This window comes from Methylobacterium sp. CB376 (assembly GCF_029714205.1).
Classification (GTDB): Bacteria; Pseudomonadota; Alphaproteobacteria; order Rhizobiales; family Beijerinckiaceae; genus Methylobacterium.
The window spans coordinates 3417008-3441920 of record NZ_CP121648.1; the positions used below are offsets into that span (position 1 = coordinate 3417008).

Annotated in this window: 22 protein-coding genes and 1 other RNA gene; 14 read left to right on the plus strand and 9 right to left on the minus strand. The window is 73.0% G+C overall.

Features of this window, described 5'->3' with window-relative positions; all coding sequences use genetic code 11:
• Positions 1 to 56 precede the first annotated feature (56 nt).
• The 7 genes from QA634_RS15530 to QA634_RS15560 form a co-directional block, all read right to left on the minus strand.
• Complete coding sequence (locus QA634_RS15530; RefSeq protein WP_012332873.1) at positions 57 to 824, minus strand: glucose 1-dehydrogenase; 768 nt, start codon at positions 822 to 824, stop codon at positions 57 to 59.
• A 76-nt stretch (positions 825 to 900) separates the two neighbouring features.
• Positions 901 to 1803 carry an outer membrane protein gene (locus QA634_RS15535; protein ID WP_012332874.1) on the minus strand — a complete coding sequence of 301 codons (903 nt, stop codon included), beginning with the start codon at positions 1801 to 1803 and terminating at the stop codon, positions 901 to 903.
• A gap of 385 nt (positions 1804 to 2188) precedes the next feature.
• Positions 2189 to 3013 (minus strand): outer membrane protein, encoded by an 825-nt coding sequence (locus QA634_RS15540; protein WP_283027506.1) that lies wholly within the window; start codon positions 3011 to 3013, stop codon positions 2189 to 2191.
• Between the two features lie 218 nt (positions 3014 to 3231).
• Positions 3232 to 4125: an outer membrane protein gene (locus QA634_RS15545; protein ID WP_012332876.1), complete on the minus strand. Its 894-nt coding sequence runs from the start codon at positions 4123 to 4125 to the stop codon at positions 3232 to 3234.
• 161 nt (positions 4126 to 4286) lie between these two features.
• A complete protein-coding gene (glmM, locus tag QA634_RS15550; RefSeq protein ID WP_012332877.1) occupies positions 4287 to 5627 on the minus strand; it encodes a phosphoglucosamine mutase in 1341 nt (446 codons plus the stop codon).
• 129 nt (positions 5628 to 5756) lie between these two features.
• Entirely contained in the window at positions 5757 to 6098 is a 342-nt protein-coding gene (locus QA634_RS15555; RefSeq protein WP_012332878.1) for a hypothetical protein, read from the minus strand.
• Between the two features lie 146 nt (positions 6099 to 6244).
• A complete protein-coding gene (locus QA634_RS15560; protein ID WP_012332879.1) occupies positions 6245 to 6475 on the minus strand; it encodes a hypothetical protein in 231 nt (76 codons plus the stop codon).
• Positions 6476 to 6641: 166 nt separating this feature from the next.
• Here QA634_RS15560 and QA634_RS15565 point away from each other — a divergent pair, with 166 nt between their 5' ends.
• The 7 genes from QA634_RS15565 to QA634_RS15595 all read left to right on the plus strand — a co-directional run bounded on the left by QA634_RS15565 (position 6642) and on the right by QA634_RS15595 (position 12472).
• Entirely contained in the window at positions 6642 to 7580 is a 939-nt protein-coding gene (locus QA634_RS15565) for a sugar kinase (protein ID WP_012332880.1), read from the plus strand.
• Positions 7577 to 8317, plus strand: a complete 741-nt coding sequence (eda, locus tag QA634_RS15570; RefSeq protein ID WP_012332881.1) for a bifunctional 4-hydroxy-2-oxoglutarate aldolase/2-dehydro-3-deoxy-phosphogluconate aldolase — start codon at positions 7577 to 7579, stop codon at positions 8315 to 8317. Before QA634_RS15565 ends, eda begins: the two co-directional genes overlap by 4 nt.
• 63 nt (positions 8318 to 8380) lie before the next feature.
• A non-coding RNA gene (gene ssrS / locus QA634_RS15575) (6S RNA) lies at positions 8381 to 8538 on the plus strand.
• Between the two features lie 7 nt (positions 8539 to 8545).
• Positions 8546 to 9154 carry a 5-formyltetrahydrofolate cyclo-ligase gene (locus QA634_RS15580; RefSeq protein ID WP_012332882.1) on the plus strand — a complete coding sequence of 203 codons (609 nt, stop codon included), beginning with the start codon at positions 8546 to 8548 and terminating at the stop codon, positions 9152 to 9154.
• 3 nt (positions 9155 to 9157) lie between these two features.
• Positions 9158 to 9979: a TIGR00282 family metallophosphoesterase gene (locus QA634_RS15585; protein ID WP_012332883.1), complete on the plus strand. Its 822-nt coding sequence runs from the start codon at positions 9158 to 9160 to the stop codon at positions 9977 to 9979.
• A 473-nt stretch (positions 9980 to 10452) separates the two neighbouring features.
• Positions 10453 to 11439 carry a MotA/TolQ/ExbB proton channel family protein gene (locus tag QA634_RS15590; protein ID WP_012332884.1) on the plus strand — a complete coding sequence of 329 codons (987 nt, stop codon included), beginning with the start codon at positions 10453 to 10455 and terminating at the stop codon, positions 11437 to 11439.
• A 19-nt stretch (positions 11440 to 11458) separates the two neighbouring features.
• Complete coding sequence (locus QA634_RS15595; RefSeq protein WP_012332885.1) at positions 11459 to 12472, plus strand: peptidoglycan -binding protein; 1014 nt, start codon at positions 11459 to 11461, stop codon at positions 12470 to 12472.
• Between the two features lie 174 nt (positions 12473 to 12646).
• Here the strand turns inward: QA634_RS15595 and QA634_RS15600 are convergent, their stop codons facing one another.
• Positions 12647 to 15169, minus strand: coding sequence for a glycogen/starch/alpha-glucan phosphorylase (locus tag QA634_RS15600; protein ID WP_012332886.1), 2523 nt, complete (start codon positions 15167 to 15169; stop codon positions 12647 to 12649).
• Positions 15170 to 15688: 519 nt separating this feature from the next.
• On the opposite strand from QA634_RS15600, the gene QA634_RS15605 reads away from it, so the two are divergent.
• Both QA634_RS15605 and glgA read left to right on the plus strand, forming a co-directional pair.
• Positions 15689 to 17296 carry an alpha-amylase family glycosyl hydrolase gene (locus QA634_RS15605; protein ID WP_012332887.1) on the plus strand — a complete coding sequence of 536 codons (1608 nt, stop codon included), beginning with the start codon at positions 15689 to 15691 and terminating at the stop codon, positions 17294 to 17296.
• Between the two features lie 227 nt (positions 17297 to 17523).
• Positions 17524 to 19053 (plus strand): glycogen synthase GlgA, encoded by a 1530-nt coding sequence (glgA, locus tag QA634_RS15610; RefSeq protein WP_012332888.1) that lies wholly within the window; start codon positions 17524 to 17526, stop codon positions 19051 to 19053.
• Between the two features lie 139 nt (positions 19054 to 19192).
• Here the strand turns inward: glgA and QA634_RS15615 are convergent, their stop codons facing one another.
• On the minus strand, positions 19193 to 21205 hold the full coding sequence (locus QA634_RS15615; RefSeq protein ID WP_012332889.1) for a 4Fe-4S binding protein: 2013 nt from the start codon (positions 21203 to 21205) through the stop codon (positions 19193 to 19195).
• A 145-nt stretch (positions 21206 to 21350) separates the two neighbouring features.
• On the opposite strand from QA634_RS15615, the gene QA634_RS15620 reads away from it, so the two are divergent.
• The 5 genes from QA634_RS15620 to QA634_RS15640 are packed head-to-tail and all read left to right on the plus strand — an operon-like array spanning position 21351 to position 24904.
• Positions 21351 to 22106 (plus strand): biotin/lipoate--protein ligase family protein, encoded by a 756-nt coding sequence (locus QA634_RS15620; RefSeq protein ID WP_012332890.1) that lies wholly within the window; start codon positions 21351 to 21353, stop codon positions 22104 to 22106.
• A complete protein-coding gene (locus tag QA634_RS15625; protein WP_012332891.1) occupies positions 22103 to 22666 on the plus strand; it encodes a DUF6505 family protein in 564 nt (187 codons plus the stop codon). The genes QA634_RS15620 and QA634_RS15625 overlap by 4 nt, the downstream gene beginning before the upstream one ends.
• Positions 22663 to 23682 (plus strand): DUF6352 family protein, encoded by a 1020-nt coding sequence (locus QA634_RS15630; protein WP_012332892.1) that lies wholly within the window; start codon positions 22663 to 22665, stop codon positions 23680 to 23682. The genes QA634_RS15625 and QA634_RS15630 overlap by 4 nt, the downstream gene beginning before the upstream one ends.
• Positions 23679 to 24206 carry a DUF3305 domain-containing protein gene (locus QA634_RS15635; RefSeq protein ID WP_012332893.1) on the plus strand — a complete coding sequence of 176 codons (528 nt, stop codon included), beginning with the start codon at positions 23679 to 23681 and terminating at the stop codon, positions 24204 to 24206. Before QA634_RS15630 ends, QA634_RS15635 begins: the two co-directional genes overlap by 4 nt.
• Positions 24203 to 24904 carry a DUF3306 domain-containing protein gene (locus QA634_RS15640; RefSeq protein WP_012332894.1) on the plus strand — a complete coding sequence of 234 codons (702 nt, stop codon included), beginning with the start codon at positions 24203 to 24205 and terminating at the stop codon, positions 24902 to 24904. The genes QA634_RS15635 and QA634_RS15640 overlap by 4 nt, the downstream gene beginning before the upstream one ends.
• Positions 24905 to 24913: the final 9 nt, after the last annotated feature.

Below are 24913 nucleotides of genomic sequence, written 5' to 3' on the forward strand. Positions count from 1 at the left end.
GCCCGGGCCAGCGGAGCGTTAAGCGGCGCCCGCGATCGCCCGTTATGGTTTCCGGCTCACTGCGCGGTGACGCCCCCGTCGATGACGAGCTCGGCGCCGGTGACGAAGCCGGATTCGTCCGCCGCCAGGTAGGCGGCGAGCGCGGCGATCTCGTCGGCCCGGGCGTTGCGGCCGAGGGGAACCGAGGCGCGCAGGCGCTCGCGCAGGACCTCCGGGTCCCGCCCGCCCGCCGCGAGGTCGTGCAGCATGTCGGTCTCGGTGAAGCCCGGATGGATCGAGTTGCAGCGGATCCCGTAGCCCTGCCGGGCGCAGTGCAGGGCCACCGACTTGGTCAGTAGCCGCACCGCCCCCTTGGAGGCGTTGTAGGCGGCGAGGTTGTGGCCGCCGATGATGCCGGAGACCGAGGACAGGTTGATGATCGCCCCGCCGCGGCCCGCGGGCGGCTTCATCACCCGGACCGCGTGGCGGCAGCCCAGGAACGTGCCGTCGACGTTGACGGCCTGCACCCGGCGCCACTGCTCCAGCGTCACGGATTCGATCGTCGCCACGACCGCGATGCCGGCGCAGTTGACGACGACGTCGAGCCCGCCCTCGCGCGCGACCGCCTCGTCGGTGGCGTCCTGCCACGCCGCGTCCTGCGTCACGTCGAGGGGCGCGAAGCGGAAGACCGGGTTCGTCGCGGCGGCCCGGGCGCCGGCCTCGGCGTCGATGTCGGCGAGGATCACCGCGGCGGCGCCCTCCTCGGCGAAGCGCCGCGCGGTCGCGAGCCCGATCCCGCGGGCGCCGCCGGTGACGAGCGCGACCTTGCCGGAGAGACGCCGCATGGCCCGAACCCCGTGCCTCGCCCCCTCGGGCGGGGCGCGAGACTGGGACGGTTCGGGCCCGCCCGCAAGGCGGGACTCAGAATTTCAGCGCCGCGCCGCCGCGCACGGTGTTGATGTTCGCCTTGTGCCCGTCGAAGTCGTTGAACTGGACGAACTGGTACTCCGCGCGGAGCAGGATGTTCGCCGTCATGGCGAATTCCATGCCGGCGCCGGCCGCGATGCCGCCCACGATCTTCTCCCGCGAGCGGACCAGCAGGTGGGGCGCGCTCGGAGTGCTCGCGCCGGGATTCGTCTGATCGAAATTGCTGTAGCCGGAATAGTTGACGTAAGCAGGCCTCGCCGCACTCTGATTGCTCTTGTAGGTCGCCTGATCGTACTCGATCGGCTGAACGCCGATCGTCTCGCTGATCTGGGCCCGCCCGATCGCGAAACCGCCGGTGACGAAGGGCATGAAATTGCCCGCATCGTAGCCGAAGCGGGCGCGCAGCGTGGCGTAATCGTCGATGCGGGTGCTCGCATTGCCGGTCAGGTAGACGGCGCGCCACCAGCCGTCGCTGCCGACGATCGCGCGCCCGATCTCGTCCGAGGTCCAGCCGCGCGCGCTCAGGTGGGTGTAGTCGAGCTCGGCGCCCGCCACGAACTCGTCGAGCTGGAAGTTGATGCCCACGTAGGCGCCGAAGGTCGTGCTGTCGCGCCGCATCGATCCCGGATGCAGGAGCGTCGAGGCGTTGAGATCGGACTCGAACTTCGTCTGACGCAGGTAATTGGCGACCGGGGCCTGGAACACGCTGCCGAAGCCGAAGCTGGTGCTGGTCCAGCCGCCATGGCCGCCGAAGTAGAACCCGTCCCAGTTCCCCGCCGGCGCGGGCGCGTCGTAGCTCGTGCCGCGCAGCGTGGCGAAATCGAGATCGGCCGCGCGCGCCGGTGTGAGGCCGCAGACGCACAATCCCGCGAGCAAAGTTGAGGTCACGATACGCATGAGGGCGGTCCCCCGACGGGTGCGTCGGCTTCGGTAGTGGATCTCGATGCCGCATAATCCGCTGGTAACCTTAAGATAGTCTTGCGCCGCTACCTCCTCGCGGCCGCAATCTCGAAAGCGAGAGGCCCGGAGCGGGGGCTCCGGGCCTCTGCGGTGAACGGATTGATCTCCTGAGCCATGCCCGATCCGCTCGGTCGCTTCGGGATGGCGGATGTCGGCTTGGCTCGGGCGCCGCGCGGGCTTGCGGAGACAGGATCCGCTTCGATCGAGCGGATCCCGTCTCATACGACATCCGGTTGATTGCTTCGCAATGCGGATGTCGGCTTCGCTCAGGCGCCGCGCGGGCTCGTGATCCGGGATCCGCTTCGATCAAGCTGATCCCGTCTCAGTAGGCGCCGGGCGGGCCCATGAGATCCCCGAAGGGCTTCGCGCCGAAGGCCCAGCGCAGGCCGACCCGGACCTCGTTCGCCGTGATGTCCTTCAGGCGCGTGTTGCCGCTATAGGCGTCGAAGCCGGTCCGCGCCTTGCCGATGTCGAGGTAGCGGTAGCTGGCGTCGAGGCTCAGGCCGTTGCCGAAATCGTAGGACAGGCCGGCCATCGCCGCCCAGGCGAAGGTCGTGATCGTCCGGCTCGCGCGGGCGTCCCGCGTCTGCGGCCCGATCACGTAGGTGGGCTGCGTGTCGCCGCAGGTGACCGTGAGGCAGGTGGTCTGGGTCCAGCCGTCGTGGAAGCGCTTCTCGGCGAAGCCCACCCCGGCGCCGACATAGGGGGTGAAGCCCCACCACGTGCCGAGGTCGGCGTAGACGTTGAACAGGCCGGTCAGCACGTCGAGCTTGCCGCCCTCCTCGTTGAAGCCCTCGACGTAGCGGGTGCGGGAGCTGGTGTCGTGGAAGCGGGTGCCCCCGCGCGCGTCCAGGGTGAAGTCCGCCCGCAGGAAGCTGTTGACCCGGTAGCCGATGCCGCCGCCGCCGCCCTGGCTGCTGCCCAGGCGCAGATTCTCCAGCTTGGCGCCCGGCGTGCCCGGCAGGGTGTCGTCGCCCGGCCGGTTGAAGTCGCTCGCCGTGAAGTCGCCGCGCAGGTACCAGCTGCCGCCGATCTCGACCGGCGCCGGCGGGGAGGCGCGGGCGGCAGGGCGGGCGGGAGCAGGTCGGCGGCCTGGGCGGCGGCCGCGCCCAGCAGCACGAAGCCCAGCGCCATCGCCGGCCGGCAATCAGGCCATCCACGCATGCGATCACCCTCTTCCTCTGGCGGCCCGCGGCAGGGCGGTCAGGACCACAGCGGAATGTCGTAAACTACAAAGGTTAGAGAGGGATTAACCCTAATCCGACCTCGTCCGGGCCGGCCGTGACGGCGGTTTCCGCACGAGCACGCGCGGCGCCGCCCTCCGACGGCGCCGCGCGATCGCGATGATCCGGCCCGGATCCTCGCTCAGTACTTGCGGACGATCGGCCCGGGAGGCGGCGCCGGCTCGAAGCTGGCGACCGGGACCGGTACCGGCGCCACGACCGGCCCGCCGAGCATCCAGCGCATGCCGATCTTGATGTCGTGGGACTCGATGTCCTTGAGCGTGTAGACCGTGCTGAGCGGCGGATTCACGCAGCCGGGGAAGCAGTCGAGCCGGCCGGAGCGCGCCTCGCCCATGTTCAGGTAGCGGTAGGCCAGTTCGAGCTTCAGGTTCGGCGAGACCGCGTAGCCGAGACCGGCGTGGACGGCCCAGGCGAGGTTGGTCTTGGCGTTCGACGGGCCGTAGCCGAACCCGCCCGCCGCGTCGCCCAGCCCCTCGTCCGTGACGCTGCCGAACATGTGGTGCGCGACGCCGACGCCCGCGCCGATGAAGGGCGTCACGCCGTACCACGTGCCGAGATCGGCGTAGACGTTGGCGAGGGACACCACCGTCGAGAGCTTGCCGGTGTCGCGGTTGTACAGGTTCTGGCCCGGGCCCACGCCCGGCGACACGTCCTTGGACACGAACCGCCAATCCGCCTGCGAGCGGTACTCGCCGGTGATGTCGGCGCGGAGCCAGGGATTGAACTGGTAGCCGACGCCGGCTCCGATGAAGAACTGGTCGGAGAGGTGATCCTGGATCGTCTTGTACTTGTAGGGCTTGGCCGGAACGGTGACGTCCTCGGCGATGGTCTGCCGCAGGTCGGTGATGCCGACGCCGACATCGCCGCGCAGGTACCAGCCCCCGCCGACCTCGACGGGCGGCGGAGGGGGCGGCGGGGGCGGGAGCAGGTCGGCGGCGTGGACGAAGCCCGGCACGCCGATGCCCGCCGCGAGCGTGACGATGCGCGCCAGCGCGCGTGGCTTGGAGCGGCCCATGACGAATCCTTGATCTCAGGGCCGTGCTGCACCTCAGGCGGCCCCTCCGGGATAGCGTCATGACTTTCGACGCAAGAAGTAAACTTACGTTTAACGTTAAACCTTAGGCTTACTGCAGGGGTGCACTCCACGCGGCGCGTGTCCGCGCCGCCGGGCGGCGCTCAGGCCGCCGCCTGCCGCAGGGCTTCCACCACCTCGTCGACGACTTCGACCACGAGGTCGCGGTTGTCGCCCTCGGCCATCACGCGGATCACCGGCTCGGTCCCGGAGGGGCGGATCACCAGCCGCCCGGCATTGCCCAGGCGCTGGCGCGCGCCCTCGATGGCGGTGACGACGGAATCCTGGCGCAGCGGCTCGCCCGCCCGGTAGCGCACGTTCTTGAGCACCTGCGGCAGCGGGTCGAAGCAGTGGCAGACCTCGCTCACCGGCCGCTGCTGGCGCTGCACCACGGTGAGGAGCTGCAGGGCCGCCACGAGCCCGTCCCCGGTCGTGGCGTAATCGGACATGATGATGTGGCCGGACTGCTCGCCGCCGAGATTGTAACCGTGCTCGCGCATGTATTCGAGCACGTAGCGGTCGCCGACGGCGGTGCGCACCAGGCCGAGGCCGAGCTCGCCGAGATAGCGCTCGAGGCCGAGATTGGACATGATCGTGGCGACGATGCCGGGCTGGGTGAGGCGCTGGTCCTCCTTCCAGGAGCGGGCGACCACGGCCATCAGCTGGTCGCCGTCGACCCGCTGGCCCTTCTCGTCCACGACGAGCACCCGGTCGGCGTCCCCGTCGAGGGCGATGCCGATGTCGGCGCGCAGCTCGCGCACCTTGCGCACCAGGGCGTCGGGGGCCGTCGAGCCGACGTCGCGGTTGATGTTGAACCCGTCCGGCTCGGTGCCGATGGCGATCACCTCCGCGCCCAGCTCCCACAGGGTCTCGGGGGCGACCCGGTAGGCGGCGCCGTTGGCGCAGTCGACGACGACCCGCAGCCCCTCCAGGGTGATGCTGCGCGGCAGGGTGCGCTTGGCGAACTCGATGTAGCGCGCGTGCACGCTCTCGATCCGCTTGGCGCGCCCGAGATCGGCGGAGCCCGACAGGCGCTTCTGCAGGTCGGCGTCGAGCAGGCGCTCGATCTCGTGCTCGACCTCGTCGCTGAGCTTGAACCCGTCCGGCCCGAACAGCTTGATGCCGTTATCCTCGTAGGGATTGTGGGAGGCCGAGATCATCACCCCGATATCGGCGCGCATCGAGCGGGTGAGCATCGCCACGGCGGGGGTCGGCATCGGCCCGAGCAGCAGCACGTCCATGCCCACGGAGGTGAAGCCCGCGACGAGCGCGGTCTCGATCATGTAGCCGGAGAGGCGGGTGTCCTTGCCGATCACCACGCGGTGGCGATGGTCGCCGCGCTGGAAGAGCAACCCGGCGGCCTGCCCGACCTTGAGCGCCAGTTCCGGGGTGATGACGCCGTTCGCGCGGCCCCGGATGCCGTCGGTTCCGAAGTATTTGCGCAACGTCGTCCCTCCTGTGCCGTGCTGGGCCCGGTTCGCGCCCCGCAAGGCCGGTGCCGGACGAGAGTCTTAGCCGAGCCATGGCCGCGTCCACAATCGGCACGGGAATTCACCGCGGCGCGGCGGCCGCCTTCACCGGGAGGCCTGGGCGGAGCGGGATCCGCGCTCGGGCGTCCAGTCGAGTTCGACGACGGCCTGCCCCTCCTCGCGATTGAAGCGGAGCGCGGCCTGCCGCATGGCCCGCAGGGCCAGGGCCCCGTCGGCCCGCGGGCATTGCACCGGGTCGTGGACGCGCCGCTCCTCGTCGAGGGCGTGCGCGAAGGCCGCGCCCACCCGGTCGATCGCGTCGACGGTCGTGAACGGCAGCGACACATACACGACCTGCTGCGGCCCCCGGGCGAGGCAGTAGCGCCAGTCGGCGAGGGCCGGACCCGTCAGCAGCAGGAGACCGAGGGCGAGGAGGGATCGTCTCATCGGGAAGGGTCCGGCGCGCCTGGCAGCGCTCGCTCCCCGCACTCGCCGTCCCATTGCGGCGCCAGGAAGGCGCTGCGGCGCCAGAAAGGCGCTGCGGCGCCAGAAAGGCGCTGCGGCGCAGGATTGGCGCCGGGGCGCTCGCACGGTCACGCCTCGGCCCGCTCCGCCTCCTCGATCGGGAGGGTCCAGACGAGGTTTCCGGCATCGTCCGTGAGCCAGGCGAGGTTGGCCTCGTCGCAGAAGAACTCGTCGGCCCGGCCGAGCGCGCGGGCCGAGGCCTCGCGGACGCTCGCCGCCTCGATGGACACGTCGCGCAAGGCGCGCCCGACCGTGCCGTGCCGGCCGCGTGCGGCGACGCGAAGACGGAAGGTTGGCATGCCGTCTGAAGCTCCCGTAAGGTCAGGTGGCCTGCATCTATGGCCTTGTTCGCAGGGAATGCGCAAGCATCCCGCCCGGGTGGGAGCCCACGCGGGCAACGCCGCGCAGCGTTGACAAGCCCGCGAGGCGGCTTAGGCCTCGCCGGGCGGGACCGGAGGACGTCGGATGAGGGTTGCCTGCCTGGGCGAGTGCATGGTGGAGCTGGCGGAGCGCCCCGACGGTGCGCTCAGCCGCGGCTTCGGGGGCGACACGCTCAACACCGCCCTGTACCTCGCCCGGCTCGGCGTGACGGTGGACTATGTCACGGCGCTCGGCGACGATCCCTGGAGCGACGAGATGACGCAAGCCTGGGCGCGCGAGGGGATCGGCCTCGGCCGCGTGCGCCGCCTGCCCGGGCGGATGCCGGGCCTCTACATCATCCGGACCGACGCGGCGGGCGAGCGCAGCTTCCACTACTGGCGCGACAGCGCCGCGGCCCGCGACCTGTTCACCGAGCCGCTCGCCGGGGCGACCCGGGAGGCGCTCGCCGGCTACGACCTCGTCTACCTGTCCGGGATCAGCCTGTCGCTCTACGGGCCCGCCGGGCGCGCGGCCCTGGACGAGACCCTGGCGGCGCTGCAGGGCCGGGGCGGCCGGGTCGCCTTCGACACCAATTACCGCCCCCGCGGCTGGCCCGACCGGGAGGAGGCGCGCGCCGTCTTCCGGGCCGCGCTGGCCCGCGCCGACCTGATCTTCGCCTCGGTCGAGGATCTCGACTGGCTCTACGGCGAGACCGGCGAGGCGGAGGTGCTGCGCCACCGCGGCCGGGCCGAGATCGTGCTCAAGGAATCGAGCGCCCGCGTTCCGGCGGCGCGGCTCCTGCACGGGGATCGCGAGGAGACCGTGCCGGCGAGCCCCGTCGAGACCGTCGTCGACACCACGGCCGCGGGCGACAGCTTCGCGGCCGGCTACATCGCCGCCCGGCTCGCCGGCCTGCCGCCCTCCGACGCCGCGGCCTGCGGCCACCGCCTCGCGGGCGCGGTGATCGGGCATCGCGGCGCCGTCATCCCGCCCGCCGCGATGCCCGCCCTGCCCTTCCGATCCCCCGGAGAGACCCCCGCATGACGAGTCCCGCCGCATCCCGCGAAGATCAGGCCCGCCAAGATCAGTCACGCCAAGAGCCGACCCGCCAAGAGCCGACCCGCCAAGATCAGGCCCGCCAAGAGCCGACCCGCCAAGCCCGCCTCGAAGCCCTGCTGGCCGAGTCGCCCGTGATCCCGGTGATCACGGTGCCGGAGCTCGCCCACGCCGTCCCCCTCGCCCGGGCCCTGGTGGCGGGGGGCATCCGGACCCTGGAGATCACCCTGCGCACCCCGGTCGCCCGCGACGCCGCGCGGGCGATCATGGCGGAGGTGCCGGACGCCGTGGTCGGGATCGGCACGGTGCTGACGCCCGACGACCTGGAGGCGGCCCGGGCGCTCGGCGCCCGCTTCGCCCTTAGCCCGGGCGCCACGCCGGACCTGCTGCGGGCCGCCGCGGAGAGCGACCTCGCCTTCATGCCGGGCGTCGCCACCCCCTCCGAGCTGATGCAGGTGCTGGCGGCGGGGTTCCGAATCGCCAAGTTCTTCCCCGCCGTGCCGGCGGGCGGGCAGGCGGCCCTGAAGGCCCTCGCCGGTCCCTTCCCGCAGGCGCGCTTCTGCCCCACCGGCGGCATCGCCGAGGCGGACGCGAAATCCTGGCTGGCGCTGCCGAACGTGGTCGCGGTCGGCGGCTCCTGGCTCGCCCCCGAGGCGGAGATCCGCGAAGGCCGCTTCGAGGCGATCACCGCGCGTGCAAGGCGCACGCTCGCCGGGCTGGCATGAGCGGGACGCCCGCCCGCCATCTCGCCCCTGGCGCCGGCTGCCCGCCGGCGCTACATGAGGGGGGCGGGGCTGCGGGGTGCGTCAGGAGACACATATCCCCGGGGCCTTATCGACTCCCTCGGGAGCTGTCCCCGCCCTGGTCCGTGGACCGGGGCACACGGCGCCCACCTACGCTGTAGGTTTCCCGGGATCGATCCTCCAACGGCTTTCGTGGCTCCGCGCTCCTCCATGACAGACGACATCCTGGTCCCGACCGACAAGGCCAGCCTCCGCCGGGAGGCCCTGGCGCGGCGGGACGGGCTCGACGCGGCCTATCGGGCCGAGGCGTCCCGGCGCATCGCCGAGGCGGTGCTCGCTTTGCCCGCCCTGGCCGGCGCCGGCCTCGTCAGCGCCTATTGGCCGATCCGCAGCGAGGTCGACGTGCGCCCGCTGATCGCCGCCCTGCGCGACCGCGGCCAGGCCGTCGCCCTGCCGCAGGTCACGCCGGCCGGCCTGGTCTTCCGCCAGGTGGCCGAGGACGACGCGCTCAGCGCCGGCGGCTTCGGGCTGAGCGAGCCGGGGCCGGAGGCGGCCGAGGTGCGGCCCCGGGCCCTGCTGGTGCCGCTCGCCGCCTTCGACCGCCGCCTGCACCGCATCGGCTACGGGAAAGGCTACTACGACCGGGCGCTCGCGGATCTGTCCCGGGACGGGCCGATCCTCACCGTCGGCGTCGCCTTCGCGGTGCAGGAGATCGCGCAGGTGCCGGAGGGCCCGCACGATCACAGCCTCGACCACATCGTCACCGAGGCGGGCGTGATCGGGCCCGCCACGAGCCCCAGCCTGCCCGCCGGAGTCTGAGCCATGCGCCTCCTCTTCCTCGGCGACGTGGTGGGGCGGCCCGGCCGCCAGGTGGTGGCGGAGCGGCTGCCGGGCCTGCGGGAGCGCTGGAAGCTCGACTGCGTCGTCATCAACGGCGAGAACGCGGCCGGGGGCTTCGGCATCACCGAGGCGATCTGCGACGAACTCATCGACGCGGGCGCCGACGCCGTCACCCTCGGCAACCATTCCTTCGACCAGCGCGAGGCCCTGGTCTTCATCGCGCGCCAGCCGCGGCTGGTGCGCCCGGCCAATTACCCGCCGGGCACGCCCGGGCGCGGCGCCACCGTGATCGAGACCCGGGCGGGGGGGCGCGTCCTCGTCGTCAACGTGATGGGCCGGATCTTCCTCGATCCCCTCGACGATCCCTTCGCGGCGGCGGACCGGGAGGTCTCGGCCTGCCCCCTCGGCAGCGCCGCCGACGCGGTGATCGTGGACGTCCACGCGGAGGCCACCAGCGAGAAGGAGGCCTTCGGCCACTTCCTCGACGGGCGCGCCTCGCTGGTGGTCGGCACCCACACCCACGTCCCCACCGCCGACCACCGCATCCTGCCGGGCGGCACCGCCTACCAATCCGACGCGGGCATGTGCGGCGATTTCGATTCGGTGCTCGGCATGCAGAAGGACGAGCCCCTGCGGCGCTTCCTGCAGAAGACGCCGGGATCGCGGCTGGAGGCGGCGACCGGCGAGGGCACGCTCTGCGGACTCGCCGTCGAGACCGACGACGAGACCGGACTCGCCCGCCGCGTCCACGCCGTGCGGCTCGGGCCGCACCTGGAGGAGGCCTGGCCCCGGGACTGGGACTGAGAGGTCGAGGATCTCCCGGTCTCCGGGACGACCATGCCGCCGGGATTCGAGGACCTGGACGAGGCCGCGGAGCTGTCCGGCCGGGATCGCCTCCGCAGAGCGGGCCATGAGCCCGCAGCTTCATGGCATCCGCACCGCTCCTCGGCATGAGGGAGGGGCGCGGGGTCCGGCGGTCGCGTGCGGTGGCGCCTCGGCAATCGGGTCGGCACGCCGCTCGAACGCCATCGGCCGCACTGGCGCGATCGCCATCCATCCTCTTTCCCCTGACCGTCGGAGCCGGACGATCCCCTGTCAGCCTCCGAGATCCCGCACCGGCCGATCTCCTACGTGGTCCGGCCGAAGCCGCGCCGGCTTGATCCCGGGCCGGCCAATCGGCACAGTGCCGCCGGTTTCCCCCGGGATCGGTCGGGGCCGGAGACCGATCCGCGCGGCGAGTCCCGCCGCGGCCCACGCGAGCTGAGACGAACCACGCGATGGCGGCGAGTGCTGCGTCCCCTCCCCTGACATCGCCCCGGATCTTCCTCGTCCGCATGGCGGTGTTCCTGATCCTGGTCGGTTTCCTCGCCTTCGTGCTCTACCGCCAGATCGTGCCGGCCTTCCTGGCCAATCCCGGGCTCAATGGCCTGATCCTGGGCGTCCTGTTCATCGCGATCCTGCTCGCCTTCGGGCAGGTGCGGCGCCTGTTCCGCGAGATCCGCTTCGTCAACCGCACGGCGATGCGGGAGACGAATCCGGGCGAGCCGCGGGTGATCGCCCCGCTCGCCCCCGTGATCCGCGACGCCGCCGCGGGCGAGTCCGTGCCCGCCGCGGGGTTCCGCCCGCTCCTCGACACCGTGGCCTCGCGCCTCGACGAGGGCCGCGAGGCTCTGCGCTACATCGCCGGCATCCTGATCCTGCTCGGCCTGCTCGGCACCTTCTGGGGCCTCATCGACACGCTCTCGGCGGTCGGCAACGTGATCCGCTCGATGCGCGCCGGCGGGGGCGACGCCGCCGTGATGTTCGACGAGCTGAAGAGCGGGCTCGCGGTGCCGCTCTCCGGCATCGGGCTCGCCTTCTCGGCCTCCCTGTTCGGCCTCGCCGGCTCGCTCACCATCGGGTTCCTCGACCTCCAGGCGGGCCAGGCGCATACGCGCTTCTACAACGAGCTGGAGGATTGGCTGGTCGCCCGCGCCGGCCCGGAGGCGGCCGGCGCGCCGCAGGCGCCGAACCGCAGCTCCGAGGCGTCCCTGCGCGACCTCGCCGAGGCGGTGACCCGCCTCTCCGCCCTGGTCGGCGACAGCACGGGCAACAGCCGCGCCAGCACCCAGGCGATGGCGAACCTCGCCGAGGGCATCCAGGGCCTCGTCCAGCACATGCGCGCCGAGCAGCAGATGATCCGCGACTGGGTCGAGGCCCAGGCGAGCCGCGAGCGCGAACTCAAGCAGGTGCTCGACCGCCTGGGCCGGGAGCGCGTGGGATGACGCGCCGGGACGGGATCTGATGGCCGGCCGCCTCCTGCGCCGCGAGCGCGCCCTCAACGTCTGGCCGGGCTACGTCGACGCGCTGACGACCCTGCTGCTCTCGGTGGTGTTCCTGCTGACGATCTTCGTCACCGGGCAGTTCTTCCTGTCGCAGGAAATCTCCGGGCGCGACACGGTGCTGGGCCGGCTCAACCGGCAGATCGCCGAACTGACCGACCTCCTCGCCCTCGAACGCTCCGGGCGGCGCACCCTGGAGGAGACGGCCGCCTCGCTCCGGGCCAACCTGCAAGAATCGGAGACGGAGCGGCGGCGCCTGCAGGACGCGCTGTCGGCCGACCAGGGCGCGCAGGGCAAGGCGAGCGATCTCGGGCGCCAGCTCGAGGCCGAGAAGGGCGCGACCAACCGGGCCCTGTCCCAGGTCGAGCTCCTGAACCAGCAGATCGCGGCGATGCGCCAGCAGCTCGCGGCGCTGGAGGACGCGCTCGCCGCCTCGGAGACCCGGGACCGGGAGAGCCAGGCCCGGATCGCCGATCTCGGCAGCCGCCTGAACGTGGCCCTGGCCCAGCGGGTGCAGGAACTGGCCCGCTACCGCTCGGACTTTTTCGGGCGCCTGCGGCAGATCCTCGGCAACCGCTCCGACATCCGCATCGTGGGCGACCGCTTCGTGCTGCAATCGGAGGTGCTGTTCGCGGCCGGTCAGGCCACGCTGCGGCCCGAGGCCGGGGCGGAGCTCGACCGCATCGCCGTGGCGATCATCGAACTCGGCCGGCAGATCCCGCCCGACATCCCGTGGGTGCTGCGGGTGGACGGCCACACCGATGCGCGGCCGATCAGCTCGGCGACCTTCCCGTCGAACTGGGCGCTGTCGGCGGCCCGGTCGATCGCGGTGGTGCAGTACATGGTGGGACGGGGGATCCCGCCCCAGCGCCTGCTCGCGGGCGCCTTCGGCGAGTTCCAGCCCCTCGACACCGGCACGACCGAGGAGGCCTACGCCCGCAACCGGCGCATCGAGCTGAAGCTCACCGAGCGCTGAGCGGCGGGCAGGACATCGCCGGGTGAGGCCGGGGCACGCCCCGTCGGGTTCTCCGGCCGGATCCTCGGCGGAGTTGCGCCGGGCAACTCTGCTTCACTGTCCTTCGTGCATCGTTTTCGCTGACGCGGTGCTTCGGTTCGCCGCCGAACCGGTGGCCGCTTCGACGCACGATGCTTAGCCGACCCGCACCCGCCAGATGTCCTCGGCGTATTCCCGCATGGTGCGGTCCGAGGAGAACCACGCCGTTCGGGCGGTGTTGAGGATCGCCGCCCGCCACCAGCCGCGCGGATCGCGCCACGCGGCGTCGACCGCGCGCTGGACCCGCCAGTAATCGTCGAAATCGGCGGTCAGCAGGTAGCGGTCCGGGCCGGCGAGTTCGTCCACGAGCGGCCTGAACCGGCCCGGCTCCTCGGGCGAGAAGCCCCCGGAGGCGACGAGGTCGAGGGCGGCCGCCAGCCGCGGCGAGGCCGCGATCGCCCGCTCCGCGTGGCCGCCCTGCGCCTTGGTGGCCCGCACCCCGGCCGCGTCGAGGCCGAAGATGAAGATGTTCTCGGCCCCGACATGCTCCCTGATCTCGATGTTGGCGCCGTCGAGGGTGCCGATCGTCAGCGCGCCGTTGAGCGCGAGCTTCATGTTGCCGGTGCCGGAGGCTTCGAGCCCCGCCGTCGAGATCTGCTCGGAGAGGTCGGCCGCCGGGATGATCGCCTCGGCGAGGCTGACCGAGTAGTTCGGCAGGAAGGCGACCTGCAGCCGGCCCGCCACCGCCGGATCGGCGTTGACGCGCTTGGCCACGTCGCAGGCAAGCCGGATGATCAGCTTGGCTTGGCTGTAGCTCGGCGCCGCCTTGCCGCCGAAGAGCTTCACCCGGGCCGGCCAGTCGCGCCCCGGCTCGGCGAGGATCGCCTGGTAGAGCGCCACCGTCTCTAGGATGTTGAGGAGCTGGCGCTTGTACTCGTGGATGCGCTTGATCTGGACGTCGAACAGGGCGGCCGGATCGAGGGCGATGCCGGTGCGCTCCCTCACGACCCGGGCCAGGGCCTCCTTGCGCTCGCGCCGCACGGCGGCGTAGCGCGCCTGGAAACCGGCATCGTCGGCGACCGCGGCGAGCCCGGCGAGGGCGGTCGGATCGTCGAGGAGCGCCTCGCCCACCACCTCCGCGGCGAGCGCGGTCAGGCCCGGATTGGCGTTGTGGAGCCAGCGCCGGAAGGTGATGCCGTTCGTCTTGTTGACGATCTTGTCGGTGTCGAGGGCGTGGAGGGGCGCGAAGACCGTCCTGCGCATCAGCTCCGTGTGCAGGGCGGAGACGCCGTTCACCCGGCGCGCGCCCAGGAAGGCGAGGTGGCCCATGCGCACGCGCTTGCCGTGCGTCTCCTCGATCAGCGAGACCTCGGCGAGCTGGCCCGCATCGACCCGGCCGTGCTTGGAGAGCTCCTCCAGGTGCATCCAGTTGATCAGGTAGATGATCTGCATGTGGCGCGGCAGCAGCCGCTCCATCAGCTCGACCGGCCAGGTCTCCAGCGCCTCGGGCAGGAGCGTGTGGTTCGTGTAGCCGAGGGTGTGCGTGGTGACGTGCCACGCATCCTCCCAGGACAGGCCGTGCTCGTCCACGAGGAGCCGCATCAGCTCCGGCACCGCGATGGCCGGATGGGTGTCGTTGAGCTGGATCGCCGCGTGGTCGGGCAGCGTGCGCAGGTCGCCGCGCTCGACGACGTGGCGGCGCACGAGGTCCTGCAGCGAGGCCGAGGTGAAGAAGAATTCCTGGCGCAGGCGCAGCTCCTGCCCGGCCGGCGTGCCGTCGCTCGGGTAGAGCACCCGGGAGATCGCCTCGACCCGGTCGCGCTCGGCCATCGCCCCGACATGGTCGCCGCCGTTGAAGCGGGCGAGGTCGACGGGCTCGGCGGCCCGCGCCTGCCACAGGCGCAGCACGTTGACGTGCCTGCCCCGGAATCCGACCACCGGCGTGTCGAAGGGCACGGCCCGCACGATCTCGGCCGGGCGCCAGACGCGGCGGATCGCGCCGTCCGGCAGCACCGTCATGGCGACATCGCCGCCGAACCCGACCTGGCAGGCCGCGTCGGGCCGCTCGAACTCCCAGGGATTGCCCTCGGCGAGCCAGGTCTCGGGCACCTCGCGCTGGACGCCGTCCTCGATCAGCTGCCGGAACAGGCCGTGGTCGTAGCGGATGCCGTAGCCGTAGGCCGGAATCGCGAGGCTCGCCATGCTCTCCATGAAGCAGGCGGCGAGCCGGCCCAGGCCCCCGTTGCCGAGCGCCGCGTCGGGCTCGGCGCCCGCCACCGCGTCGAGATCGACGCCGAGCGAGGCCAGGGCCGCCCGCGCCGTCCCGGTCAGGCCGAGATTGCCCATCACGTCGGAGAGGAGCCGCCCGATCAGGAACTCGAGCGACAGGTAGTGCACGCGCTTGGGCGGCACCGCCGGGCTGTCCGAGGCCAGGCAGGCATCCACGACCCGGTCGCGCAGGGCGAGCGCGGTCGCGACGAACCAGTCGCGGTCGCGGGCGGTCGCGGGCGACCTGCCGAGCGCGTAGGCGAGCTTGCCCAGAATTGCATCGCGCAGGAGCGAGACATCGTCCGCGCTGGACGGAGGGCTCGCGGCCGGCGGCCGCCAGAACAGCTGCGGCTCGGCCGCAGGGGCGGTCTCTGGTCGCCGATCACCGGCCAGTAGAGCTTCGTTCAGCACCTCGGAACCCCCTTCAGCGCCGACGATCCTCTTCTCTGCCCCGCGCTCTTGGTCGCGTTGCGGGCAGCAGATCATCGGCCGAACTGCTTCATCGTGTGACGTCTTTTTCATCATGTCGAGACGGCCGGAGCGCTTGACGACAAGTCTCCCGGCGTGTGGCCGTCGCGACACGTGGCACCGAAACCCGACGCGACTGTGGCCGAGGCGGGCTGAAGGCGTCATGAACGGTCGCGACGCCCCGGAAGCCGTGCCGTTCGGACGGGTTTCCCGCAGAGTCAGGGCGGATCATCGCCCACGAACGCCGTGGCCGCGGTGCGGTTCCTCACGCCCCGGGGTCGCGGGGAGCGTCGGCGAACCGTCACGGGGGGCGGCTAGCCTGCCGCGGCGCGGGAACCGCCGCCGCCCTTTCGGTTTGCATGGTTTCGATTTGCTTGACCGGGCGCCGCGCGCAAGCCCGCCCGCGCGCCGCGCCCGGACGCGGCCCCGCCCCTGAACCCGCGACGCGCACGGAGGCGAGCGATGCCCGGTGAACTCTGGTGGAAGGCCGGGACGGTCTACCAAATCTATCCCCGCTCCTTCCAGGACGCGAACGGCGACGGGGTCGGCGACCTCAAGGGCATCACCGCCCGGCTCGACTACCTCGCCTGGCTCGGGGTCGACGCGCTCTGGCTCTCGCCGGTCTGCCGCTCGCCGATGGCCGATTACGGCTACGACGTCTCCGATTACTGCGACATCGACCCGCTCTTCGGCACGCTCGCGGATTTCGACGCGCTCGTCGCCGAGGCGCACCGGCGCCGCCTGCGGGTGATCATGGATTTCGTGCCCAACCACACCTCGATCGCGCATCCGTGGTTCCGCGAGAGCCGCGCCTCCCGCGACAACGCGCGGCGCGACTGGTACATCTGGCGCGACCCGAAGCCCGACGGCGCGCCCCCCAACAACTGGGTGGGCAATTTCGGCGGGCCGGCCTGGACCCTCGACCCGGCCACCGGTCAGTCCTACTACCACGCCTTCCTGAAGGAGCAGCCCGACCTCAACTGGCGCAACCCGGAGGTGCGCCGGGCCATGCTGGACGTGCTGCGCTTCTGGCTCGACCGCGGCGTCGACGGGTTCCGGGTCGACGTGATCTGGCACCTGATCAAGGACGCCGCGCTGCGGGACAACCCGCCGAACCCCGACTACGTCCCGGGCGACGCCGAGATCAACAGCCTCACGCCCCTCTACTCCGCCGACCAGCCGGAGGTGATGGAGGTCGTCGCCGAGATGCGCGCGGTGCTCGACGGCTACGACGAGCGGGTGCTGATCGGCGAGATCTATCTGCCGCTGGAGCGGCTGATGGCCTATTACGGCGTCGACCTGTCCGGCGCGCACCTGCCGTTCAACTTTCAGTTGATCCAGGCCCGCTGGCACGCCGAGACGATCGCCGCGCTCGTCGCCGAGTACGAGGCGGCCCTGCCGGAGGGCGGCTGGCCGAACTGGGTGCTCGGCAACCACGACCAGCCGCGCATCGCCGCCCGCGTCGGGGCCGCGCAGGCCCGGGTCGCCGCGGTGCTGCTCCTCACCCTGCGGGGCACGCCGACGCTCTATTACGGCGACGAGATCGGGCTCGCCCGCGTGCCGATCCCGCCCGGGCGGGCGCGCGACCCCTGGGAGCGCAACGAGCCCGGCCGCGGCCGCGACCCGGCGCGCACGCCGATGCAGTGGGACCGCACGCCCCGGGCGGGGTTCTCCAGCGCCGAGCCGTGGCTGCCGCTCGATCCCGGGGCCGCGACCTGCAACGTCGAGGTGCTGCGCGACGATCCCGGCTCGATCCTCACCCTCTACCGCCGCCTCCTGGCCCTGCGGCGCGAGCACGCCGCCCTGAGCCTCGGCCTCTACCGGGCGGTCTTTGTCGCGCGGGACGTCCTCGTCTACGAGCGCGCGCACGGGGACGAGGTCCTGCGCATCCTCCTGAATTTCGGGCACGCCCCTTGCACCGTGCCGCTGCCGCCGGATCACGCCTGGCGCGTCCTGCTGTCGAGTTCGGGCAGCCGCATCGCCGAGAGGCCGGCCGACGGCCATCTCGCACTCGCGGGAGACGAGGCCCTCGTCCTCCTGAGGGAGCCGCTTTCACCCGAAAATGTCTAGCTTCACTTAAGTGAAACTTCGCGGAAATTCCGTCGAAGCTCTGCCACGCGGGTCAGAAACTCTCGGTTTCGCACGATATCGCGCGATTTACGCTTGAATCCCTGCTGCGATGCGATATTGTGCAACGCGGCGGAACCGGACGCGCAAGCGCGCGTTGCCGGCCAAACACAGGCGCCGTGGCGACGTCCGCCAGCATCCTTGCGGCCCGCGGCGTGGGGGCATTCTCGATGATCGGCTCGGCGTGCGCGCGCTCCGTTTCCCCTGCGCCGGTCCCGTCGTCACCATCCCCCTTCCTCCGCAGCCCCGGCTCGCTGCGCCAGCGCATCCTCTTCGCCACGCCCGAGATGGCGGATTTCCTGAAGACCGGCGGCCTCGGCGAGGTGGCGGCGGCGCTGCCGCGGGCGCTGCGCCAGCACTACGACGTGCGCATCCTGATCCCGGGCTACCGCCAGGTCGTCGACCGCTACGCCGACATCCCGGTCGTCGCCCAGCTGCCGGGCCGGGACGGGCTCGCGCCCTCGGCGCTCGGCCTCGTCGAGACCGGGGACGGCATGCCGGTCTACGTGCTGCTCAACGCCGAGCTCTACGACCGGGCGGGCTCGCCCTACGGCGACCAGGGCGGCGACTTCGCCGACAACGACCTGCGCTTCGCGCGCCTCAGCCTCGCCGCCGTGGAACTCGCGAAGGGTGCCGATCCGGACTGGCAGGCCGACCTCCTCCACCTCAACGACTGGCAGACGGCGCTCGCCCCCGCCTACCTGGCCTGGCAGGGCCTGCGGGTGCCGAGCATCCTCACCGTGCACAACCTCGCCTATCAGGGTCTGTTCCCGCGGGAGAATCTCGCCCGGCTCGGCGTGCCAGAGGGCGCCTTCCAGATCGACGGCGTCGAGTTCTACGGCAAGCTCTCCTTCCTGAAAGCGGGGCTGTTCTACGCCTCGCACGTGACGACGGTGAGCGAGACCTACGCGCAGGAGATCACCTCGCCGGAATTCGGCTGCGGCCTCGACGGGCTGCTGCGCACCCGGGCCGGCCAGGGCCGCCTCACCGGAATCCTCAACGGGATCGACGAGATCTGGGATCCGCGGACGGACCCCCATCTCGCCACCGCCTTCGAGGCGGATGACTGGAAGGGCAAGCGCGCGAACGCCGACGCGGTGCGCGAGCGCTTCGGGCTCGGCGTCTCGCGCGGCCCGCTCTTCGCGATCGTGTCGCGGCTCGTCCACCAGAAGGGTGTCGACCTCACGCTCGCGGCGGCGGAAGCGATCGTGGCGGAGGGCGGCCAGCTCGTCGTCACCGGCCAGGGCGAGCCGCGCTTCGAGAGCGCCTTCATGGACCTCGCGCGCCGTCACCCGGGGGCGGTGGGCGTGCGGATCGGCTTCGACGAGACCGACGCGCACCGGATGTTCGCGGGCAGCGACTTCCTGCTGATGCCGTCGCGCTTCGAGCCCTGCGGGCTGGCCCAGATGTACGCGCAGCGCTTCGGCTCGCTGCCGATCGCGCGCCGGGTCGGCGGCCTCGCCGACACGGTGGAGGACGGGGTCACGGGCTTCCTGTTCGGCGAGGCGACGCTGAAGGGCCTCACCGGCGCGATCCGCCGCGCCCTCGACACCTTCGCGTCGAAGCGCCACCTCAACACGATGCGGCGCACCGCGATGGCCCGCACCTTCGGCTGGGACAAGGCGGCGCTGAGCTACAGCGGCCTCTACGCCCGCACCATGGGCAACGGCGTCGAGATGCTGCGCCCGCGGGCGGCGTGAGGGCCGGATCCTCCAGGCCCGTCCTCGCGCCGAGAGATCGAACGCCTCCCGATGTCCGGCCCTCACACGCGCGCGATGACGCGATGATCCGGGATCCGCTTGATCAAGCGGATCCCGGATTATCCTCCGCCTCCGGGCCTCAGCCCCGCTCGCGCAGGTAATCCTCGGTCGTCCGCGGCGGCGGGGCGGCGTGGGGGTCGAAGCCCTCGGCGAGCACGTGGGAGACCCGGCAGGTCTCGCACATCATCAGCGCGCGCAGGCGGTCCTGGCCGGCCGTCCCGGCGAACATCCAGTGCTTGTCCTGCAGCCGCCCGATGATCCGCTCGACCGTGCTGCGGGTGCCGAACGGCTTGGCGCAGGCCACGCAGGCGAACGGCTCCTCCTCCTTGAGGACGCGGCGCGGCGCCGCCCAGGCCGCGAAGTCGAGCCGCGGCTCCAGGGTGATGACGTCTTCCGGGCAGGTCGCGGCGCAGAGGCCGCACTGCACGCAGAGGCTCTCCGAGAAGCTCAGGAGCGGACGGTCCGGATCGTCGCTGAGCGCGCCGGTCGGGCAGGCGCCCACGCAGGCGTGGCAGAGCGTGCAGGCCTCGGTGCGGAAGTCGAGCCCGCCGAAGGGCGCCCCGGGATCGAGGGGGATCCGGTCGACCGGGCGCGGCGCCGCGTGGTGCAATTCGCGAAGGGTGAGCCGCAGCACCTCGCGCGCCTCCCCCTCCGGCACGAAGCCCGCCGGCGCGGCCGTCGCGGTGCCGCGGGGGCCCGCCGCCAGCGCCGCCCCGAGCGCGTCCGGGTCGTCGGTCTCGATCAGCGACACGACCGGGGCGCCGTCCGGGGGGCCGTAGCCCAGCGCCTGCAGGATCGCGTCGGCCCGCGCCAGGACGCCCCGGAGCGGGGTTAGGTCGTGCTTCGGCCGCGCCCGCGCCAGGAGCCGCACCCCGGTCGCCCCGAAGGCGAAGGCGCCGGTGAGCAGGTCGAGCCCGGCCTGAGTCACCTCGTTGACCCTGATCGGCAGGACGTGGGCCGGCAGGCCGGCGCCGAAGCGGGCGAGCGCGTCGATCAGCGCCTCGCCGTGATCGCCGTCGTGGAGGAGCACCACGGCGCCCTCCCCGCCCGCTGCCGCGTAGGCGCGCAGGAGGCGGCGAAGGCGCCGCAGCAGCGCGTCGGCGGGCGGGAGCGTGGCGGCGGCCGCGCCGGTCGGGCAGACCGAGGCGCAGGATCCGCAGCCCGCGCACACGAAGGGATCGACCGCCACGTGGTCGCCGGCCGGCGCGATCGCCCCGGTCGGGCAGACGTCGAGGCAGCGGCTGCAGCCGGTGATGCGCGAGCGCGCATGCGCGCAGAGCCCGTCCTTGAAGGCGATGAAGCGGGTCTTGTCGAAGGTGCCGACGAGGTGCGAGGCCTCGAACAAGACCGCGGCCACGGCCGCCGGGTCGCGGGGATCCGCCCGCAGGTAGCCGCTGCGCAGGGCGTGGGCCGGGAAGAGCGGCGCCTCCCCCGAGACGTCGATCACGATGTCGCAGGTCGAGGTCGCGCCGTCGTGGCCTTCCCCGAACAGGAGGCGCTCCCGCGAGGAGGGGCGCGGCAGGGCGTAGGCGTCGATGCCGAGCGTGAAAGCGCCGAGATGCCCGCCGGCCCGGCGGATCGTGCCCTTGAGGACCGGGAACTCCGCCCCGCGCGGGGGCACCACGTCGCCGGGCCGGGTCAGCAGCACCGTGACGTCGAGGTGGTCGGCGAGGCGGCGCCCGACCTCGATCGCGGTCTCGTCCCGCCCGTAGACGAGCGCCACGCCCCGGCTCTCGAAGCTCACCACGGGCGCGGGCGGCATCGGCTCCGCGGCGGCGGCGAGGAGCGCCGCCATCTTGGGGCCGGCCGCGGCGCCCTCGGCGGACCAGCCCGCCGCCTCGCGGATGTTGGCGTAGGCGACGCGGTCCTGCGCCCCGACCTCCTCGGCCAGTTCGTCGAAGAGCGGGGCCTGCAGGGTGCAGGCCAGGGTCACCGGATCGCCGGAGGCGAGGAGCCGGCGCGCGCGGTCGAGCTCGCGGGTGCAGAGCGCCTCGCCGGTCTCGACCCGGCCGCCGCAGCCGCGGCCGATCGCCTCCGCGTCGAGCGGGATGGTCCCCTCGCAGGAACAGGCAATCACGACGCGATCCGGCACGGTGTTGTCCTCGGCCTCGACTGGAATTCGGGCCTCTTGCAGGCCGTCCCGCCCCTATATAGGAGGCGTTGAAAAGTGCGACCCGACACGTGCGCGCAGGGTTGTTCCGGCGCGCGGGGGTTCTCCGCCGCGGGGGTTCTCCGCCATGTCCGCCGCCCATTCCGCCACGCCGCAGATCCTCGCGACCGGCCTGATGCTGCCGCCGCCCTTCACCCTGGTCACGCTCGATCCGCCCGGATCGGCGCAGGCCGAGGCCTGCCGCCGGGCCGCGGACGCGGACGCGGCCGGCACCCTCGTCCTCTCGGCCGGGGAGCGCGTGATCGAGGCGGCGGTCGTGCTCGCCCCCGAGGAGCCCCTCCGCCTCGCCCGCCGCGCGGCGCTGATCGGGATGGGCGCGCTCGCCGACGCGCTCGGCAGCCACGCCCCGCCCGACAAGCCGGTCGCGGTCGAGTGGCCGCTGACCCTGCGCTTCGACGGGGCGCGCCTCGGCGGCGGGCGCCTCGCCTGGCCGGAGGGCTGCGGCGAGGACGAGGTGCCGGACTGGCTCGTCTTCTCCTGCATGCTGATCGCCTCGAAGCGTCACGCCGGCGATCCCGGCCTCACGCCGGACTCGACCTCGCTGGAGGAGGAGGGGTTCGCGCCCGAGACCGCCGGGCCGATCGTCGAGAGCTTCGCCCAGTACCTGATGAAGGGCCTCTCCGACCTGGAGGAGGACGGCTTCGCCTTCGCCCTCGCGCGCTACCGCGCCGTCCTGGCCGAGCCGCCGGGCGAGCGCCTCACCATCGACGGGCACGGCGACGCCCTGGCGGTCGGCCCGGAGGGGACGCGCCCGCGGCCGCTCGGGGAGGCGCTGCGCGCGCCCGCCTGGCTCGATCCGGCGACCGGAGCACCGCGCCTGTGACCCGCCTGAAGCTGCCCCGCACGCTGCGCCTCGACGCCTCCGACACGCTCGTCTTCGCGCGGGCCGCCGAGCCCGGCGAATGGGCGGTGACCGGCTCCTTCCTGTTCCTCGACGCCGATCCGGCCGCCCTGGCGCCCAAGGCGCGGATCGCCTTCCGCTCCGGCTTCCTCGGCATCGCCTCGTTCGGCTTCTCGACCCTCGTGGTGGTCAGCGAGGCGAGCGAGGCCGAGCGGGAGGCCGCCACCGAGGCGCTCGCGGCCCAGATCCACGCGCGGCTCGGCGCCCCGAGCCTCGCCGCCGCGCGGGAGGCCGCGGCCGAGGAGATCGCCGCCGCCGCCGCCCTCTGCCAGCCTCCGGTGAATTCCGTTCTGGCGCTCCACCGCGCCGTCGAGGCCGGGGAGATCCGCGAGCAGTACCGGGTGCTGCGCCCCCGCGAGGGGGCCGTGCCGGGCGCCGACCGCCGCCACGCCTACGCGCGCGCCTTCGACTTCGCCGAGACCGACGACGAGCCCGAGGAGGCGGTCGACCTCGTCGGCCTGATGGGGAGCCGGGCGCCGTGACGGAATTCTGGGTCTCGAGCGGCCACCACCTCGCCCGGCGCCAGGAGGGCGGCGGGCTCGCGGTGACGGACGAGCTGCTCCTCGCCTACCTGGCGCGGCCGGAACTCGTGCCCCCGCCGGAGGCCTGCGCGGCCGAGCGGGCGCTGCACGCGCGCCTGCGGGCCGCGCCGCGCCGCGTCGTGGCGCCGGAGGAGGTCGCCGCCGTCGCGGATGCCGACGCGCGCGAGAATTGGCAGGTCGTGCTCGCCTTCCGCGACCGGCTGCTGGCGGCCCGTTCGGTTGAGGACGCGTATCTCGACCTCGTGCGCCGGGGCGGCGGGGGGACGCCGCCGCTCTTCCTCAACCAGCTCGTCCACCTCATCCTGCGCAACGCCCTCGACGGCTGCCAGGACCCCTACGTGCTGCGGGCGGGCGAGCTGTTCTTCCGTCCGCAGGCGGTCTCGGTGCAGGCGGTCTCGGCGACGGAAGGCGCGCTGCTCCTGGCGGATGCCGAGCTGGTCGACCTGGAGGAGGGCCGCGCCCGGCCCTCGCCCCTCGTCGCCATGCTGGGCCGCGAGCCGATCGGCGACCTCGACGTGCTGACGCCCGAGACGGCCTGGACCTACTGGAGCCGCTCGGACGCCTTCACGATGGCGCTCAATCTCGGCTCCGATCCGCGCAGCCGCGAGGGGCTCGCCCGGGTGATCGAGGCCTGGATCCGCCACCTCCTGCACCGCCGGGTGAGCGTGGCGCCGGTCGCCCGGATCGAGGACCGGGACTGGCGCTGGTTCGTCGGCCTCGACGCGGAGGCGACCCGGATCGGCAACGCGCTCTGGCGCGGCGAGGCCCTGCCCGAGGAGACCCGCGCCCGGGTGCTCGCCCTGTTCACGCTCGCCTTCGCGGAGACGGCCGGCCTCGACCCACGGCTGGGAGACCAGCCGGTCTACCTCCTGCTCGCCATGAATCCGGATCGCCGCGTCACCGTGAAGCCCCAGAACCTGATCGCCGGCCTCCCGCTCGTCGGAGAACCCCTGTGAGCGAGGCGGATCCGCGCCGCGCGGGCGTCGCGCCCCGCTACGAGGTCGGGGTGATCGTCGCCAAGCGCCGCCTCAAGGGGCCCTGGGCGAGCCATGCCTGGCTCCCCGTCGCCGCCCTCCCGGGCCGGCCGGAGACGCCGCCCTGGACCCGCCTCGGCGCGAGCGAGGCGGAGGAGACCTTCTACGCCGGCAGCGTCACGGTCGCGCTGCACCCGGCCGAGACCGCCCATTACGGCGACAACCTCGCCTCCGCGCAGCCCTCGCTGTGGATCGCGCTGCGCCCGGTCGGCCCGGAGACCTACGAGATCGCCACGGTGACGGCGGATCCCTACGAGGGCGAGGCGCTGGCGGAGGGGATCGGCGAGATCGTCGAGGCGGTGCCGATGCCGCCCGAGATGCAGGCCTGGCTCGCGGCCTACTACGCGGCCCACCACGTCGAGCGCCCGTTCGAGAAGCGCAAGCGCGACCGCGCCGACCCGGAGGCGCTCGCCCGCCAGGGGCGGCGCCGGGACGACGAGCGGTGAGCGGGGATTTCCTGTCGCGGTGGTCGCGCCTCAAGCGCGACGGCGCGCGCCCGGTGCGGGAGACCCCGGACCGCGCGGGCGAGACCGCGCCCCCGCCAGGGCCGGACGCGGCCGAGCCGGAGCTGCCGCCCGAGGAGCTGGCGAGGCTGCCCTCCCTCGACGCGCTGACCCCGCAGACCGACCTCGCGCAGTTCCTGCGGGCGGGCGTGCCGAGGGCGCTGCGCAACGCGGCGCTGCGGCGGATGTGGTCCCTCGACCCCGCCATCCGCGACTTCGTGAGCGAGGCCCGCGAATACGCCTGGGACTGGAACGTCCCGGGCGACGTCCCGGGCGCCGGGCCGCTCCTGCCGACCGACGACGTCGCCGCGATGGTCGAGCGCGTGATCGCGGGGGAGCCCGCCCGAGCCGCGCCCGGGCACGACCCCGCGGACGGGCCATCCGGGCGCGAGAGCGTCGTCACCCCGGCGCTCCCCGGCCCCCAAGCCCCGCCCGCTCTCGAGCTCGCGCGGGAGGAGGCCGCGCGGGAGGAGGCCGGGCGGGACGAGGCCGGGCGGGAGGAGGCCCCGGATGCGGCCGGGACCGGCCCGGACGCCCCGCCCCGCCACGCGGCGGAGCCGGCGCAGATCCGCCCGGAAGCCCCGGAAAACGCCGCGAAGCGGCGCCGCGCCCGCCGCCACGGCGGCGCGATGCCGCTTTGAGGCATTAAA

Excerpts from the sequence above, each read along its gene's own strand:
- QA634_RS15530 (WP_012332873.1), bottom strand. The coding sequence starts at position 824 with ATGCGGCGTCTCTCCGGCAAGGTCGCGCTCGTCACCGGCGGCGCCCGC.
- QA634_RS15535 (WP_012332874.1), bottom strand. The coding sequence starts at position 1,803 with ATGCGTATCGTGACCTCAACTTTGCTCGCGGGATTGTGCGTCTGCGGC.
- QA634_RS15545 (WP_012332876.1), bottom strand. The coding sequence starts at position 4,125 with ATGGGCCGCTCCAAGCCACGCGCGCTGGCGCGCATCGTCACGCTCGCG.
- QA634_RS15555 (WP_012332878.1), bottom strand. The coding sequence starts at position 6,098 with ATGAGACGATCCCTCCTCGCCCTCGGTCTCCTGCTGCTGACGGGTCCG.
- QA634_RS15560 (WP_012332879.1), bottom strand. The coding sequence starts at position 6,475 with ATGCCAACCTTCCGTCTTCGCGTCGCCGCACGCGGCCGGCACGGCACG.
- QA634_RS15565 (WP_012332880.1), top strand. The coding sequence starts at position 6,642 with ATGAGGGTTGCCTGCCTGGGCGAGTGCATGGTGGAGCTGGCGGAGCGC.
- eda (WP_012332881.1), top strand. The coding sequence starts at position 7,577 with ATGACGAGTCCCGCCGCATCCCGCGAAGATCAGGCCCGCCAAGATCAG.
- QA634_RS15580 (WP_012332882.1), top strand. The coding sequence starts at position 8,546 with ATGACAGACGACATCCTGGTCCCGACCGACAAGGCCAGCCTCCGCCGG.
- QA634_RS15585 (WP_012332883.1), top strand. The coding sequence starts at position 9,158 with ATGCGCCTCCTCTTCCTCGGCGACGTGGTGGGGCGGCCCGGCCGCCAG.
- QA634_RS15590 (WP_012332884.1), top strand. The coding sequence starts at position 10,453 with ATGGCGGCGAGTGCTGCGTCCCCTCCCCTGACATCGCCCCGGATCTTC.
- QA634_RS15595 (WP_012332885.1), top strand. The coding sequence starts at position 11,459 with ATGGCCGGCCGCCTCCTGCGCCGCGAGCGCGCCCTCAACGTCTGGCCG.
- QA634_RS15605 (WP_012332887.1), top strand. The coding sequence starts at position 15,689 with ATGCCCGGTGAACTCTGGTGGAAGGCCGGGACGGTCTACCAAATCTAT.
- glgA (WP_012332888.1), top strand. The coding sequence starts at position 17,524 with ATGATCGGCTCGGCGTGCGCGCGCTCCGTTTCCCCTGCGCCGGTCCCG.
- QA634_RS15620 (WP_012332890.1), top strand. The coding sequence starts at position 21,351 with ATGTCCGCCGCCCATTCCGCCACGCCGCAGATCCTCGCGACCGGCCTG.